General features: G+C 65.8%; 3 protein-coding genes and 1 riboswitch. Of the genes, 2 read left to right on the top strand and 1 reads right to left on the bottom strand.

Annotated elements, in window-relative coordinates:
* Positions 1–13 precede the first annotated feature (13 nt).
* A complete protein-coding gene (locus SKP52_RS21235; RefSeq protein ID WP_039578512.1) occupies positions 14–724 on the top strand; it encodes a DUF6118 family protein in 711 nt (236 codons plus the stop codon).
* Positions 725–868: 144 nt separating this feature from the next.
* On the opposite strand, the gene SKP52_RS26295 is transcribed toward SKP52_RS21235, so the two are convergent.
* Entirely contained in the window at positions 869–15,610 is a 14,742-nt protein-coding gene (locus SKP52_RS26295) for an autotransporter-associated beta strand repeat-containing protein (protein WP_039578508.1), read from the bottom strand.
* Positions 15,611–15,785: 175 nt separating this feature from the next.
* Positions 15,786–15,866, bottom strand: a riboswitch (cyclic di-GMP riboswitch).
* A gap of 248 nt (positions 15,867–16,114) precedes the next feature.
* Between SKP52_RS26295 and SKP52_RS21225 the strand changes: the two genes are divergently transcribed.
* The gene (locus tag SKP52_RS21225; protein ID WP_160292452.1) at positions 16,115–17,674 is read left to right on the top strand and encodes a tetratricopeptide repeat-containing sulfotransferase family protein; all 1,560 of its coding nucleotides are present in this window, start codon (positions 16,115–16,117) and stop codon (positions 17,672–17,674) included.
* Positions 17,675–17,935 lie beyond the last annotated feature (261 nt).

Genomic DNA, 17,935 nt, shown 5'->3' with positions numbered 1-17,935 from the left:
AGGAGCATGAGACATGGATGACGAGCAATCGCTGTTGAATAAACCCGAGCTACAGAAGGAATCCGCCGGGCAGGCGTTCGCGCGGCTGGACCGCCGGATCGCGATGATGGCGCACGCGGTCGAGCATCTGGCGGCGGAGCGCGCGAGCATCGACATTCCCGACTACAGCGCGACGCTCGGCCAGATGAACACGCGCCTCGCCGCCGTCGCGCAAGGACTGGCGGTCATTGCCGAGAAGCCGGCCATGCAGTTGACCCCAGAAGGGCTGGCGGCGCGGATGGATGCGGCCGCCGAGAAATCCCGCGCGGCCGACAAGGCGACGCTCCGGGAAGCGCGGGAGGGGCATCAGGAGGCGGCGCGGATCATCCACGGATTCGTCGAGGCCGTCCGTGTGACAGGCGAGCAGCGCAGGTGCCTGATATGGGCAGGCGGCGGCGGACTAGCGGCCGGATGCCTGCTGTGGTCGATCCTCCCCGGCGTCGTCCTGCGTGCCTTACCGACAAGCTGGCATATGCCGGAGAGCATGGCGGCTCACATCATCGGCGAGCCGACGCTTTGGGATGCGGGAACCCGGATGATGCGCGCAAGCGATCCCGATGCGTGGACAGCGATCACTACCGCCGCCAAGATGCTGCATGACAATCGTGACGCCATCGCTGCCTGTGAACAGGCAGTGGCCAAGGCCGCACAACCGGTACGATGCACGATCAAGGTGGGACGATAGGATGGTGACGAGATCATGGGGTTCTCCTCGAGAATCCGACCGGAAGGTACTACGCTATTTTGGGAGCGCGTGGCCGGTCAGCTTCGCTAGCACGCAGTCGGACTGGCAAGATGTGCATAGACCGCGACAGCGCGCCCGATCCGCCTAGAATCGTATTCTGATCCCAGCCGTCCCCTTCACGCTATATCCGTTACCGAAATCGGCAACCGCCGTATCGGCCGCCGCCTGGGCATAGAGCGTGATCCGGTCGTTCCAGCTATAGCTGCCGCCCAGCCCCAACTCGCCCCACAGGGCCCGCTCGCGGTTGACGATGGGGGTGCCGGACACCTTGACGCCGCTGTCGGGTAGCCATTCATAGTTGAGGTTCACAATCGCATAGGCATGGCTGCTGCGGTTGCCGCCCGAGCCGGTGCTCCAGCTGTTCTGATGATCGATCGACAGGCCCCAGCGCGTTTTCAAGCTGCGGCCCTGGTCCGCCGACACCACCGCCCCCATGGGATCGGTGAAGCGATCGAAGCTGACATGGGCATAGGCCATCTGGATCTGCGGCGTCACGCTCAGCTTGCCGCCGATCGGCGCGCGCTTGCCCACTTCCAGGCTGAATACCTCGCCCATGCCGTCATTGCCGCTGGCGAGCGTGCCGAGCACGTTCGACTTGAGGTCGCTCGTGAACCAGGAGACCTGCGCCTGGCCGTCGGCATAGAAGCCGTCGGGACCATACCAGGTCAGCGTCGCGCCGACGCCATAGCCCTTGGCACCGATCGCGCCATTGCCGAACAGCGAGGTGACGGAGGTATTGGCCTTGCCATATTGCGCCGTGAGGCCGCCGATCAGCGCCGCGCCGTCGCTCCGCTGGGCGAAGGCGTGGTCGACGCCGATCTGCATCTGCCAGCTGTCGATGTTCTTGTCGGTATGGCTGGTCGAGAAGACCGGCTGCGGGCGCTGGCGCGCGCCCTCCATCCGGCCCCAGATGCCCGTGCCAGCCTGGGTCGGCGTGCCGGCCCAGGAACGGTTGCCTACGCGCTCCTGCAACGTCGGCAGGCCGGTCAGCGCCAGCAGCGTCTGCGCATAGCCTTCATAGACCGGCACGCCCGGCTGATAGAGCGGCGGCGGCGGCACGACCGGCTGGTCGGGATCGATCGGGGTCGTCGTCGGGTTGGTCAGCGCCGAACGCAGATACCAGTCACCGTCATTGGGGTCGGTGACGCCGTTCTTGTAGAGGCGATAGGCATAGGCACCCGCCACCACCGCTGGCGCGCCTTGGAACTGATAGTCGCCGTTCAGCGTGAAAGTGCCGTTGGATGCGCCCGCGATGTCGATGATCTTGATGCCCTCCACCGTCTGGGCACCCAGGCCGTTGCGGTTGATGATTGTGACACCGGTTGTGCCCGAGGTCGCGCCATTCACCACCAACCGGTCGGTCGGCGAGGCGTCGTCGCCCAGCGCGGTCTCGATCTCCAGTGTGCCGCCATTGCCGACATAGTTGCCGGTGACGGTCAGCGTACCGAACCCGCCCCGGCCCGGCGCCACCACGCCGCCGTTGCTGATGCCGCCGACCCGGCCGACACCCTCCAACCGCGCCGCCGCTGTAACATCGACATTGCCGCCCAGCGCGCCATCGACCGCCAGCGTGCCGAGCGCGACACGGGTCTCAGCGACATAGCCGCTATTGTCGCCGGTGACAGCCAGCGTGCCAGCGCCGTCCTTGGTCAGGATGCCGGGACCCGACAGAATGCCGCCCAGCGTGAAGGTCGTATCCTGACCGGTCAGGATCGTGCCGTCACCGGCAAGCGTGAAATCGCGATTGCTGGTGAAGCTGGCCGTGGTCTTGAGCGTGCCACCGTCGACGCTGATGCCGCCCGCGGCATCGCCCAGATTGGCGTCCGCCGAAACGGCAATCGTGCCGCCGTTGATCGCCGTGCCGCCGGTGTAGCTGTTGATGCCGCCCAGCTTCAGGGTGCCGGCATCTGTCTTCACCAGTTGCGTCGCACCCGTCAGCGCCGCATTGATCGTGGCGGTATAGGCGCTGCCGGCCGCCGTACCGTCGCCGACGCGGATGGTCGATTGCGGCCCGACGAGCGCCAGCGTGTCGCCCTGGATGGTGTAACCATCGACCGCGAATTGCAGTCCGGCCGCGCTGACATCGCCCTGGCTGTTGTCGATCGTGACAGTGCCCGGCTGGCCGGCAAACACCGCGAAAGCGCCATTCGCATAGGCGGCATTGACGGCGCCGTTCGCATCCGTCCAGTTGTCGCCGGTGGCTGCGACGTGCCAGATGCCGTTACCGCCGTCCACGGTGGCATTGAACTTCGGCCCGGCATCTCCATCCCAGAAGTTGAGCGTCAGGTTGCCGCTGTTCACCAGATTGACCTGGCCCGCGACCGAAGTTTGGACCGTGACCGCGTTCCCCGCCGGCAGGGTGCCAAGGGCCAAGCCGTTGTCGGTGAGCGTGCCGCCATAGTTGAACACACGGTAGATGCCCGGATCGAACGCGCCGCCAGTCGGCACGCCGACGTTCAGCATACCATCGAGCGTCAGATTACCGCCGACATCGACCAGATCGTTGAGCGGACCGCCGACCGTGCCGGCCTGGCCGAACGCGACATTGATCGTCGATCCCGCCGCCAGCGACAGGCCGCCCTTGATCGTCAGCGTGCCCGGCAGGCCATCGATGCCGCCCGGATTCAGCACGCCGCCATCGGCCACCGTCACGTTGCCGCCGATCATGCCGATACCGCCCAGCGTGGCGCCGCCATTGACCGTCGTCAGGCCCTTCGCCGCCGACTGGTCGCCATTCACGAACAGCGTGCCGGCGTTGACGATCGTCGGCCCCGCATAGCTGTTCGCACCGGTCAGAGTCAGCGCGCCCGGACCGTTCTGGTTCAGCGCGCCGGTGCCGGCGATCAGGCTGGCGAAGGCGACATCGTCCGATCGGTTGAAGGCAAGCGTGCCATTATCGACCACATCGCCCTGGATCATGCCCGTCGCGCCGCCATTGCCGAGCTGCAACGTGCCGCCCGAGACGGTCGTGCCCCCGGTATAACCGTTGGTGCCCGTCAGGATCAGCGTGCCGAGATCGGTCTTGTTGAGCGCCGCCGTGCCGGTCAGGACCGACGCGATCGTCGCGACATAGCCCGCGCCCGTCGTCGTGCCGTCGCCGACCCGGATGTCGGCGCTGGCGCCGACGAGCGTCAACGGGTCGCCCTGGATAAGATAGCCGCTGGTCGCGAACTGCATGCCCGAGGCGCTGACAGTGCCTGCGCCATTGTCCACCGCGACCGTGCCGGGCGCCCCCATGAAGACGGCAAAGCTGCCGTTCGCATAGGCGGCGTTGACCACGCCGTCCGCATCCGTCCAGTTGTCGCCGCCCGCTATGGCCTGCCAGATGCCGTTGCCGCCATCGACGCTGGCGTTGAACTTCGGCCCGGCATCGCCGTCCCAGAAGTTCAGCGTCAGGTCGCCGCTGTTCACCAGATTGACCTGACCCGCGACCGATGTCTGGACTGTGACGACATTGCCCGCCGGCAGGGTGCCGAGCGTCAGCCCATTGTCGGTCAGGGCGCCATCATAGTTGAACACGCGGTAGATGCCGGCGCCAAAGGAGCCGCCAGTCGATACGCTGACATTGAGCGTGCCGTCGAGCGCCAGGTTGCCGCCGACATTCACCAGATCGTTGAGCGCACCGCCTACGGTGTTCGCCTGGCCGAACTCGAAGTTCAGCGTCGACCCCGCCGCCAGCGCCAGATTGCCGTTGACCGTCAGCGTGCCCCGGCCGTTGCCGGGCGCCAGCGTGCCGCCGTCGGCAATCGTCACGTTGCCGCCGAGCGTGCCCGAGCCGCCCAGCGTCGCGCTGTTCAGCACACTCGTCAGGCCCGTCGCCGCCGACTGGTTGCCGTTGACCAGCAGCGTGCCGGCTTTGACGGTGGTCGTGCCGGTATAGCTGTTGGCACCGGAAAGCGTGAACGTGCCGGTGCCGTTCTTGACGATCGACCCGTCATTGCCGGCAATCACGCCGGAGAAGGTCGTGCTGTTGCCGGTGCCGAGCGCGAGTGACTTGTCGCCGAGCGCCACCGCGCCGCTGCCGCTCAGGTCGCCGATCGTCGTGCCAGCGCCAGTCAGGCCGGTGATGTTGAACAGCGCGCCGCCATTCACCGCCACCGCGCCGCCCGAATAGAGCGCGCCATTGCCCACCAGCTCGAAGCTGCCGGCCGCGACGGTGGTGCCGCCGGTATAGCTGGTCGCGTTGAAATAGCGGACAGCGCCGCCCGGCGCCGAGATGACGACGCGGCCGCCCGTGCCGCCGCCGATCCCGCCATCGGTGATCGTGCCCGTCCAGTCGGTGAAGGAATTGCCGAAGCCGAGCGTCAGCGTCTTGGAACCAAGGGCAATGCTGCCGTCGGCGGCGCCGTTCAACTGGATGACTCTCGCGCCGGTGTCGGTCTGGGAAATATCGAAGACCGTGCCCGAGCCGATCACCAGGTTGGCAGCGCCAATCGTGCCGACGCCCGCCAGCGCCAATGTGCCCCCGGCGATGATCGTGCGGTTGCCATAGGTGTTGGCGCCCGTCAGCGTCAGCGTGCCGGAACCCAGCTTGTTGAGGAAGTCGCCGGCGGCATTGCCGGGTCCATCGCCGATTGTTCCGCTCAGCGTGACATCGAACGTCTGGGTATCAATGCTGTTGGAAGTCGGGCTGCCCACGAGAATGTTGCGGGCGGAGGTGAACGCGGCACCCGCCTGCAACGTGCCGCCCTGGAGCGACAGCACCCCCGACACATCGCCCAGATTGGAGTCGCTCGACACCTGCACCGTTCCGCCGACGACCGTCGTGCCGCCGGTATAGGTGCTGGCGCCGCCCAGGATCAGTGTGCCGCTGCCAGCCTTGACGAGGGTCCCGCCGCCGGAAATTGCCCCTCCCAGCGTCGCGGTCGTACCCGCGTCGCTGATGATCGTCCCGGTGCCGTTCAGCGTCACTGCGCGGGTGCCAGCGAGATCGGCGGTGGTGTGCAGCGTGCCATCGTTGAAGCTAAGGCCGCCGGCCGCGTCGCCCAGATTGGCGTCGCTCGAGATCTGCAGCGTGCCGCCGTCGATCGTCGTGCCGCCGGTATAGCTGTTGGTGCCGCCCAAGATCAGCGTGCCAGCGTCGGTCTTGACCAGCTGCGCGCCACCCGTCAGCGCCGCGCCGATGGTCGCGACATAGCCGGCACTCGCCGCCGTGCCGTCGCCGATGCGGATGATCGCCTGTGTGCCCGTAAGATTGATGGCGTCGCCGACGATGTCGTAGCCGCCGGTCGCGAACTGCATGCCTGCGACATTGATCGGCCCTTGGGTGCCATCGACCGTGACAAGGCCGCTCATGCCCTGGAAGACCGCGAACGCGCTATCGAGGAACGGCGCGTTGATCGAACCGTCATCCAGCGTCCAGTTGTCGTTGCCGCCGGTGCCCTGCCAGATGCCGTTGCCGCCGGTGATGATGCCGTCGTTGCGGCCGCCCGCGACGCCGTCCCAGAAGCGCAGCGCCAGGCCATCGGTGTTGATCAGGTTCACCTGATTGGCGACCGAGGTCTGCACGTAGAAATTGGTACCCGGAGGAATGGTGCCGATGGCGAGACTATTGTTGGTCAATGCGCCGGTGTAGTTGATGACGCGATAGATGCCGGGGCCGAAGCTACCCCCGGCACTCGCGTTGACGTTGATGGTGCCGCCCAGCGTGAGGTTGCCGCCCACGGTGATCAGATCGTTGAGTGCGCCGCCGACGGTATTCGCCTGGCCGAAATCATAGTTGAGCGTGGCGCCGCCCGCGAGCGACAGATTGCCGTTGATCGCGAGCACGCCCGGCGTCGCATCGGCAAGGCCGGGGTTGAGGCTGGCGCCGCTCGCAACGGTGACGTTGCCGCCGATGATCCCCGCGCCGCCCAACATCGCACCGCTGTTCACGGTGGTAGCGCCGGTCGCTGTCGACTGGTCGCCATTGATCAGCAGCGTTCCGGCATCGACACTCGTCGTGCCCAGGTAGCTGTTGGCGCCCGTGAGGGTGAGAGCGCCGCTGCCCTGCTTCACCAGCGCCCCCGTGCCGGAGACGAGGTTGGCAAAGGTCAGGTCGTCGGAACGGTTGAACGCCAGCGTGGCGTTATCGGTCACATCGCCCAGGATCGAACCGCTGGTGCCGCCGTCACCAAGCTGAAGCGTTCCCGCGCTGATCGTCGTGCCGCCGGCATAGCTGTTCGTGCCGGTCAGGATCGTGGTGCCGGTGCCGGCCTGGACGACCGCGCCGGTGTCGGAAATGACCCCCGCAAGGTTGAGCGTGTCGGAACGGTCGAACACCAGCGTGCCGTTGTTCGCAACATTGCCCAGGATCGAACCACTCGTGCCGCCATCGCCGAGCTGCAACGTGCCGCCCGAGATCGTCGTACCACCCGCATAACTGTTGTCCGCCGTCAGCAGGAACGTGCCGTTACCCGCCTTGGTGAGCGCCCCCACGCCCGAGATCGTGCCGTCAAGCTCGAAGGTCGTACCCGCATCGGTAAACACCGTGCCGGCGCCCGCTAGCGCCACAGTGCGCGCGCTGGTGATATCGGCCGTGGTGCGCAGCGTGCCGCCGGTGAAGGTGATCCCGCCTGCGGCATCGCCCAGATTGGTATCAGCCGAAATCTGCAGCGTGCCGGCGTTGATCGTCGTGCCGCCGGTATAGCTGTTCGTGCCGGTCAGGATCGTGGTGCCTGGACCGTTCTGGTCCACCTTGCCGGTGCCCGAGATCAGCGACGCGAAGGTATAGCCGGCGTCGGTGTGGTTGAAGTTGACGCGGCCGTTCGCGCTCGTGACGACATTGGCGGCAGTCAACGTGCCCGCCCCCGTCGCGGCGGCCCCTTCCGCACCGCCGATGTTGAGCGCCGCATTGCCCGGTCCCATCGTCAGCGTGCCGCTGCCGACCACGGCCGCGCCGCCATTCGCGACAGTCAGCACGCCCGTCGTTGAAGCCGTGTTTGCGAGCGTGAGTCCGGTCGCCGTTTCGAACCGCGATCCGGCCCCCGAGACGGTCACGGCGCCCTGAGCCGAACCCAAGGCACCGATCCGCGCCGAACTCGCCGCCTGGACTGTGCCGCCGTCAAGGACGTTGAGCGCGCCCGTCCCGGCAACGCCGATTACCAACACTTGTGCGGTATCGGTGGTGCCGAGGCTGGAGCCCACACCGCGGACGTTGACCGTTCCGTTGCCGTTTACACTATTGCCGATCCCAATGGCAGCGCTGGCGACGCGTCCACCATTCTCGATGTTCAGAATGCCGGTGCCACTGCTGCCGACGGAGCTGTTGCCTGTGGAGACGACCTGCGCGTCCGGGCCGGTCACCGTCATCGTCGCCGATTGCCCCGCAACATCGGCAACGCGGAAGTTGGTGGTGCCGGTGATCTTGCCGCTGCCCTCGACAAGCAATTCGCCGTTATTGACGCGGGTCTGGCCGGTATAGCCGCTCGTGCCGGTCAGGGTCGTGGTGCCGGAGCCGGCCTGCTCGAGGGCGCCTGCGCCCGTGATCGCACCGGCCAGCGTCATGGCGTTCGAGCGATTGAAGATCAGCGTGGCGTTGTTCGTCACGTTACCGGCGATCGAGCCGGTCGTGCCGCCATTACCGAGTTGCAGCCTGCCCGAGGTGATCGTCGTCCCGCCCGTATAGCTGTTGTCCCCGGTCAGGATCAGCGTGCCCAGATCGGTCTTGGCGAGACTGCCCGTGCCGGAGATCGTGCCGCCCAGCGTGAAGGTCGTGGTCGCACCGGTCTGGATCGTGCCGGCACCCACCAGCACCACATCGCGGCTGCTGGTGATGTCGGCCGTGGTGTTCAGCGTGCCGCCGTTGAAGGTCAGGCCGCCGGTGGCGGCGCCGAGATTGGCGTCGCTGGAGATACGCAGCGTGCCGGCATCGATCGTCGTGCCGCCCGCATAGCTGTTGGCGCCCGTGAGGGTAAGGACGCCGGCGCCCTGCTTCACGAGCGCGCCAGTGCCGGAGACGAGGCCGGCGAAGGTCACATCGTTCGAGCGGTTGAACGCCAGCGTCCCGTTATCGACGACGTCGCCCGGGATCGAGCCGCTCGTGCCGCCGTTGCCGATTTGCAGCGTGCCGTCCGAGATCGTCGTGCCACCCGCATAGCTGTTCGTGCCGGTCAGGATGAGCTTGCCGAGATCGGTCTTGTCGAGCGCGCTGGTGCCGGTCAGTTCGGAGGCGATGGTGGCGGTGTAGCCCGCGCTCGCCGCCGTGCCGTCGCCCACGCGGATCGCCGCGCTCGGCCCCACCAGCGTCAGCGGATCGCCCTGGACGAGATAGCCACTCGTGGCGAACTGCAGGCCGGAGGCCGTCACCGCACCGCCGCCATTGTCCACCGCGACCGTGCCGGCCGCGCCGGCGAAGATCGCCATGGTCCCGTCGGCATAGGCGGCGTTGGTGCCGCCGGCCATGTCGGTCCAGTTATTGTCGGTGCCGCCCAGGTGCCAGGTGCCGTTGCCGCCGTCGACCACGCTGTTCACCTTGGGACCGGCATCGCCATCCCAGAAGCTGAGCGAGAGCCCCGCCGAGTTCACCAGGTTGACCTGCCCCGCGACCGAGGTCTGCACGGCGACGAGGCTGCCGCCGGGCATGGTCCCGAGATCGAGCCCGTTATCGGTCAGCGTGCCGCCATAGTTGAACACGCGGTAGATGCCGGCGCCGAACGTGCCGCCGGTGGGCACGCTGACATTGATGGTGCCGTCCAGCACCAGATTGCCGCCGACATTGATGAGGTCGTTGAGCGCTCCGCCCGCGACATTGGCCTCGCCGAACTCGAAGTTCAGGACCGATCCCGCCGACAGCGTCAGGTTGCTGTCGATGGTCAGCGTGCCGGGGCTGTTGCCCGGCGCCAGCGTGCCGCCATTCTGGACGAGGACGCTGCCGCCGATGATCCCCGAACCACCCAGGGTCGCGCCGTTCGCGACCGTGACCAGGCCGGTCGCGGCCGACTGATCGCCATTGATCCGCAGCGTCCCCGCATTGACGTTGGTTGCGCCCAGATAGTTGTTGGCGCCGGTCAGGATGGTCGTGCCGGTGCCCGCCTGGGTCACCGAGCCGCTGCCGGAAATGACGCCGGCGAAGCCGATCTCGTCAGACCTGTTGAACACCAGCGCGCCGGCATTCGCGACATTGCCGACGATCGAGCCGGTCGTGCCGCCGTTACCGATCTGGAGCGTGCCGGCCGTGATCGTGGTGCCGCCCGTATAGGTGTCGGCCGCCGTCAGGGTCAGCGTGCCCGCCCCCGCCTTGGTCAGCCCGCCGGCGCCGGACACGACGCCGCTCAGGTCGAAGCTGGTGCCGGCGTCGGTCAGGATCGTGCCATCGTCGACGAGGGACGCATTGCGGCTACTGGCAATATTCGCCGTGCTGCGCAGCGTCGCGCCGTTGAAGGTCAGGCCGCCGCTGGCCGCGCCGAGATTGGCGTCGGCCGAGACCTGGATTGTGCCGGCATTGATGATGGTGCCGCCGGCATAGCTATTCGTGCCGGACAGGATGGTCGTGCCGGTCCCGTCCTGCCGGACCACGCCCGTGCCCGAGATCACGCCTGCAAAGGTCAGGTCGTTCGACCGGTTGAACACGAACGCGCCGTTATTCGCCACATCGCCGACGATCGAGCCGGTGGTGCCGCCATTGCCGAGCTGGAGCGTGCCGGCCGTGATCGTCGTGCCGCCCGTATAACTGCTGTCGCCGGTCAGGATGGTCGTGCCCGCGCCGGACTGGCTGACGGCGCCGGTGCCCTGGATGACGCCGGCATAGGTGTAGCTGTCGGACCGGTTGAAGCCCAGCACACCGAAATCATTGACCGTACCGCTGACGATCGACCCGGTGGTGCCGCCATTGCCCAGGATCAACGTACCAGCGTTGATGTTGGTGACGCCGGTATAGCTGTTGTCGCCTGTCAGGATCCAGAGCCCCGCATCGTTCTTGGCAAGCGAGGTCAGCACCGTGGCATTCTGGTTGCCGATGCTGGCCCCCATGACGTTGTCGCCGGCGTTGGTGCCGCCCAGCGACACCACGCGCGCGCCGTTTCCGGAATAGGACACCGCGCCGGTATTGTTGAACACCACCGCGCCGCTGCCCGAGGACTCGATCGCGGTCGTGCCCACGCCCAGCGTGAACTGCCGGTCGGTCGTATCGCCCGTGCCGGTATAGCGCAGCGTGCCGCCCGATCCGATCACCAGGTTCGCGGCAGCGTTGGAGGACATGCCGATGCTGCTGGCGACGCCGCCATCGGAGAGCTTATCGACGCTCAGCACGCCGCCGCTAATCGTCGTCACGCCGGTATAGTTGCTGGCCTGGTTGGTCAGCCGCCAGGTGCCGGCATCGGTCTTGGTCAGCGAGGTCGTGCCCGTGCCGGGATTGGTGACCTGCGCCGCCAGGATGTTGTCGCCGGTGTTGGTGCCGCCCAGCGTCAGCGTGCGATTGCCGGCGCCCGCGAGCGTGACGGCCGCGGTGCTGGTGAAGGCTAGGGTGCCCGTGCCCGACGCATCGATCCTGCCGCCGCCCGTACCGAGCGTGAACTGCCGGTCGGTGCTGTCGCCCGTCCCCAGATAGCGCAGCGTGCCGCCGTTGATGACCAGATTGCCCGCATCGCTGCTCGAGGTACCGATCGAGCTGTTGACGCCGCCGGCGGTCAGGCAGTTCACGCCCAGCACGCCGCCCGCCACGGTCGTGATGCCGTCATAGCTGTTGGCGCAGTTCGCCAGCGTCTGGTTACCTCCGCTGGTCTTGATGAGATTGCCGGTGCCGCTGATTGCGCCGGCGTAATTGCCGTTGCTGGCGCCGACCGTCAGGGTCGCACCGCCCAGCGTGACATTGCCGCCGGCCGCGCCGCCGCCGTTCAGGAAGCCAATGGTCGTGTCGAACCCATTGAGATCGAGCACCGCGCCCGCAGCGTTGGCGAAGCTGGCGCCGCCGGTGCCGAACGCATTGATCGTTCCGGCGCGCAGAATCCCGTTGTTGACCTGGGTTGTACTGTTGCGGGTGGTGGTGCCCGACAGCACGAGCGTGCCCGCGCCTTCCTTGGTGAACGAACCGCCCGTCGTGGTGCCGGTCAGTGTCAGCGTCGTCGCCGCATTGGTGACGTTGATCTGCCCGGATGTGGTGGCGAAGCCCCGATCGATGCTGACGGAGGCGCCGGTATAGTTCAGCGAGCCGCCATTCAGGACAAGACTGGTCGGGGCGGCGCTGGCAGCCCCGATGCCGCTCACCTGCCCGCCATTGGCCAAGCAATCGGTGCTCAGCCCGGAAACGACGGTGGTCACACCGGTATAGCTGTTGTTGCAGCCGGTCATGACCTGGGTGAAGCGTGTCACGCCAATGCCGCCGCTGCCGCTGATCGTGCCCGTGAAGGTGCCGCTGCTGTTGATGTTGAGCGTGGCCGCGCCCAGCAGCACGTTCCCGCCGCCATTGAGGCCGCCCACGAAATTGCTCTTGCCGGCAAGATCCAGGGTCGCACCGGCGTCGACGGTCATCGCGCCCGCGCCCGTGCCTGCCGCATTGCCTCCGAAAGCCTGGGTGGAGCCGGCGCGGAGCGTGCCCGCGGTCAGATGCGTGCCGCCGGTATAGCTGTTGGTGCCGGACAGGATCAGCGTGCCGTCACCATCCTTGATGAACTGGCCGGTGCCGATCGCGGCGCCGCTGACGGTCAGCGTGGTCGTCGCCTGGCTGACATCGATGCGGCCGCCGCCGTTGGTCAGGCTGAAGCCGCGATCGATGGCGACATTGCCGCCCGTATATTGGAGGCGCCCGCCGGCATCGAGAATGAGGTTGGCGGAGTCCGCGCCGGCGGCGCCGATACCACTCGCACCGCCGCCATTGGCCAGTGTGCCGACGGACAGCGTGCTGGCGCCGCCGGCGCCCGAGCCGCTGATCGTCGTCACGCCGACATAGTCGTTGTTGGGATTGGAAAGGACAAGCGTGCCCCAGCCGGTCTTGGTAAGCCCGGCGTCATCGGGGCTTGTCACCTGCCCGGAGAATTCGACGCTCCGCCCTGTATTGACTTCGATGGTGGGCGCGCCGGCGCCGCCATTGACCAGCGTGAAGCCGCGATCCGACACGACATCCGTCCCGCCGACATAAGCGAGCGTGCCGCCTTCCAGCACGAGGTTGGACGACGCGCCGGAGGACGCGCCGATGCTGCTGGCGACGCCGCCATTGGCAAGGCTGTTCACTTCCAGCCGGCCGCCGCTCAGCGTCGTGCCGCCGGTATAGCCGTTGGCGCCGGCCAGCCGAACCGCGCCGCTGCCGCCCTTCACGAAGCCGGTCGCGCCACCGTTGTCGATGATGGTCGAGGCGATGGTGAAGATGCCGCCACCGTTCTGCTGCACGCCCAAGGTGCCGCCGCCGGCGCCGCCGGTCAGCGAGCCGCCGGTGATCGTCTGGTTGAAATTGCCGACCGAAGGGGCGGCGATGATCGTACCGTCGATGCCGAGCGTCTGCCCCGCAGCGATGGTCACCGTCGAGTCCGCCGCCGCGGTGTAGCGCAGGCCGCCCAGTTGCCGGCCGGTGGTCACCGTGCCGAAGAACGGCGTATCGGCAGCGCCCTCGGTATCCGTGACGATATCGCCATCGATCCAGGTGGCCGCATCGTCCTTGGAGGCATAGTCGCTTTCGGCGAACGCCGTGATGGTGCCACCCAGAACCTTCGCATAGTCCGAGCTATTGACCGTGGCCCATCCGCCAAGCAGGCCGTCGGCATGGCTTGTCGTGATCGCGCCGCTGGTCGGCACGATGAAATTGACGAGGCCGCCGCTACGGTTGATCGCGCCGAGATTGAGCGAGAGGCTGCCACCCGCACCCGAGTCCGCGCGCAGGGTGTTGCTGCCCGCCATGACATTGATGGCGCTGAGGCTCTGGCTGTTCGCTTCCCCGGCCGCGCCGATCGCGCGCAACGTGCCGCCCGACAAGTTGAGCGTCGATGCGCTGGAAAGGATGTTACTCGCCGGACCGCCCACGCCGGAGAAATCGAGCGCCAGAGCGCCGCCGACAATGGTCGTTGCACCGGTGTAGCTGCTGGCGCCGGTCAGCGTCAGCGTGCCGTTGCCCATCTTCAACAGCCCGCCGCCGCCGGTGATCGTGCCGGCATAGCTGCTGGCCACCGTGCCGTTGACGGTCAGTGTCCCGCTCGCGCCCAGCGCGATACTGCCGCCGGTGCCATTCAAGGTCGGCGTCCAGAAGCTGAAATCGTTCAGGTCCAGGATGCCGCCATTGACGGTCACGCTCTTGGTGGCGCCGAATGCGGTGGCACTCCCGGCCTGCAACGTGCCGCTATTGACGACCACATTGCCGCTGAAGCTGTTGGCGCCGCCCAATATCCAGGTGCCACTGCCGCTGCTGACAATATTGCCGGTGCCCGAAATGACGCCCGACAGGGTGTTCGTGCCGGCAAAGCTGCCGCCCAGCGTGAAGTTGTCGGTGGCGGCGGTGCCCAGCGCGACAGCACCGCTCAGGTTCAGGGCGCCGGTGCCATCGTTGGAAATGGTGCCCGAAGTGTTGGCAATGACCCAGGAACGGTTGCTGCTCGCGCCGGCGCCGGTATAGCTCAGCGCGCCGTTGCTGGAGAGCGCGATAGCGCTGGTGCCCGCGCCCAGCGAACTGACGACCCCGGCATCCGCCAGCACCGGCGCCTTGACCGTGATCGCACCGATCGAGCTGCTGCCGGTATAGTCGTTGGCGCCGCCCAGCGTGATCGTCCGGCCAGCCAGGCCGCCGAAGCTGTAGTTGGCGCCGCTCAGCGTCCCCAGCAACTGGAAGTCCGCGCTTTCGGCGCTGTAGTTGGCGCCACCATTGGTGGTGACGTTGCCGGTGATCGTCAGGGTTCCCGAACCCTGGTTGCGGATGATCGCCGTGCTCCCCTGAAGGGTCCAGTTGCGGTTGGAACTGTCGCCGTCGCCGGTATAGATGACACTGTCGGAATATTGGCTGGTTTGGGCGAACAGGATGGTACCCGAAATCGCGTCCGTCGGCGCGCCCAGCGAACTTGCCTCGCCGAGATTGCCGATCGACGAGAAATAGGTGGAGCACACCCCGTTACAGCCGTTGAATCGCGTCGATCCGGTATAAGTGCTGGCGTCGTTGGTCAGACGGACGGGACCCGTCGTTCCAACGGAAATGCCGCCAGCGCCAGTGAGCAGAGCCGACCCGACACCGCTTCCCATCAGCGTCAGCGTCGCCCCGGTGCCGATGTTAACGGTGCGTGCCGTCGCGTCGGAATTGATCTGCAAGGTTGAACTGGCCGTCACCGCGATGTTATTGCTGAGCGCACCGAGTGAGGCGTCGGTCGAGGCCCGCAGCGCGCCGCCGCCGAGAGTGATCCCGCCGCTGAATGTGTTGGCGCCGGTCAGCGTCAAGGTCCGCGATCCAAGCTTGGTCAGGCCCGCCGTTCCGGCAAGAATCGAATTGATGGTGGTGTCGCCGTTGATCGTCAGCGTGGGGGCAGTGCCGGCAAGTGTCAGCGTGCTGCCGCCCAGCACCCAGCCGTTGACGGTCTGAAACGTCATGTTGTGGACGGTGATCGGCGCGGTGAGGGTGACCGAGCCTGCTGTCGTCGTTGTGCCGGTCGCGGTGATGCCGAAAATGGCATTGTCCAGCGCGGCATTGTCCCACGTTTGATAGGGACCGAGCACATCGCTATTTGCCTGGCTCCAGACCGGCGAGCTGGTGTCCCAGGTGCCGTTGCCGCCGCTGCCGGGATTGGTCCCGTTGGCGTCCCAGTAACGATCCTGGTCCTGCGCTCGGGCGATCGACGGTGCGCCGAGGGCGATCAGCGCCGCCAGCGAGGCGCCGCAAAGCAGACGACGCGAGAAGGCACTGGCTCCGCTCGCGCGGCGCGCCTTATTGTTGCTGTTGCTCATCGACCCCTCGTTGTTATTGTTGGATTTCAGACACGACGGAGCGCCGCCCGATCAGGACGGCACACCACGAGAATTTTGACGATCGGGACCAAGGTCAGGGATGACAGCGCGCCCAGGCGCTTGCAAATGGCTGGCGTGCCAGCACGGTTTAACCGTCGCGATCATCATACCCCCTGCCAGTAACCCTGCTAACTCTCTTTCGAAGCGTCCGGAGACTTTGCGTCCTGCCGTCACCAGCAGTTTGCCCTTCGGTGCCCTTTCCGATCCGATGGCGTTGCGAAGTGTGCTAGCGACCCGATAGGAGGTGACCTGGATAGGCGTTAAACAATGTCAGAGTTATCAATTTGTTACTAAGGCCTGTAAATAGTTGCAAAATTCAAAGCACCCGACTATTTTTGCTGAGAAATCGGCCTAGGATATGCAGATGCTGTCGCCCTCGATCCGACCGCGCGGAACATGCCCCATAGCGATTCAGCGCGTTATCGACGTCCTCAAATTGCTTCGTTGACGGCGCAGACCCAAATGTTGGCTGAAGCGGCGCGTGCCCTGAATGACAACCAACTGACGCGTGCTGAACAGCTGATCCGTTCCAGCCTTGTGGTCTCCCCCGAAAACCCCGATGCGTTGCGCCTTCTGGCTGCCGTCGCCGTCGCAACGGGGCATTTTGCCGATGCCGAGCGATTGCTCCGTGGCGCGATCTGCCAAGCGCCGGGCTTCGTGCTTGCCCACGCCGATCTGTGTACCTTGCTTGGTCGCCAGGGGCGTGCCGCCGAGGCGCTTGGGCTGCTGGACGAGTTGATTGGCGCCGGCGACGGACCTGTCTGGGCGCTGTCGCTCAAAGCGGCGACGCTGACGGCTGAACGTCGCGCGGACGAGGCGCTGCCCGTGCTCCGGCAACTGATCGCTCGCACCCCTGGCGCCGCTATTCCGCAGATCAGCTATGCCGACGCATTGCAGACCGCCGGGCATCTCGATCAAGCCGTTGCCGCCTATCGCAAGGCCCTCGACCTCGATCCCGCCAGCGGCCTTGCCTGGTGGGGTCTCGCTAATTTGCGTGTCGTTCGGCTCAGCGCGGATGACGTCATGTTGATGGAACGGGCGATGGAAAAGGCCAAACCGGGTCTGGACAGGGTCCGGCTTGGCTTCGCCCTTGGCAAGGCGCTCGGTGACCAGGGCCGATATGAGGAGTCGTTCCGGCGCTATGAAGATGCGAATCGCGTGCGCGGCTTGCTCATCCATTATGACCCGCAGGCGACGGAGGATTTCGTCAGGGCAGCGGAAGCGGCTTTCACGTCCACCTTGTTCGATGCTCGCGCCGGGCATGGGAACGAAACCGATGCGCCGATCTTCATCGTCGGCATGCCGCGCGCGGGCTCCACTTTGGTCGAGCAAATCCTCGCGAGCCATCCGATGGTGGAGAATCTTGGCGAATTGTTCGAACTGCGGAATATCGCGCAGCAGATTGCTGGCCGTGAGATATCAAACGCCGCCTTGCCCGGCGTCATTGCCGCCCTGCCGGCCCCACAGCTACGCGAGATCGGCGACAGCTACATCATCTCGACGCGGCGCTACCGGCGAACCGACCGCCCGTTCTTCACCGACAAGATGCCCGCTAATTGGCAGCTTGTTCCCTTGATCCTACTTATCTTGCCTAAGGCAAAGATCATCGACGTCCGTCGCGATCCCATGGCGTGCTGTCTGTCGAACTTCACGACCTATTTCAATCGCCACACGAGCTTTCCAGCCAACTTGGCCGATCTTGGCCGGTATCATTCCGACTATGCCCACTTGATGGATCATCTGGAACGGGTTCGGCCGGGACGGGTTTATCGTCTGGGTTATGAAAGGCTTGTGGAACACCCCGAGGCAGAAATTCGCAAGTTGCTTGCAGCCCTGGATCTGCCGTTCGACGCGGCCTGCCTGCGGCCGCATGAAAACCAAAGAAGCATCTACACACCCAGTGCGCAGCAAGTACGACAGCCGATCAATGGAGAAGGATTGCAACGCTGGCGAGCCTATGCACCGTGGCTTGAGGGACTAAGAGATCAACTCGAAAATCTATAGTATGAAGCTCCGGAAGACAGTTTTCGAGAGTTGGCAAGCGTAGCATCTATCGGTGCAATGCGGCTGCAGCGTCGATTTCAGCAATTGGGGCATTTTCCGCCGCACCATTCCGCTAATTGCACGAAGTCGTGGGAGCAGAAAAAAATCTGTGAAAGCATTCCGCCAATACCCAGAACCACTCATTTATGCCCACTCAAAATGTGGGAACATTCGTAGTATCGGTTTGGATTCTTATAATTTGATTTTATAAAATCAATGAGA

Origin of the sequence: Sphingopyxis fribergensis, from assembly GCF_000803645.1 — a bacterium.
Lineage (GTDB): Bacteria > Pseudomonadota > Alphaproteobacteria > Sphingomonadales > Sphingomonadaceae > Sphingopyxis > Sphingopyxis fribergensis.
The sequence above is the reverse complement of the archived record's forward strand: the minus strand, read 5'-3'. Positions and strand labels throughout refer to the sequence as shown.

Excerpts from the sequence above, each read along its gene's own strand:
- SKP52_RS21235 (WP_039578512.1), top strand. The coding sequence starts at position 14 with ATGGATGACGAGCAATCGCTGTTGAATAAACCCGAGCTACAGAAGGAA.
- SKP52_RS26295 (WP_039578508.1), bottom strand. The coding sequence starts at position 15,610 with ATGAGCAACAGCAACAATAAGGCGCGCCGCGCGAGCGGAGCCAGTGCC.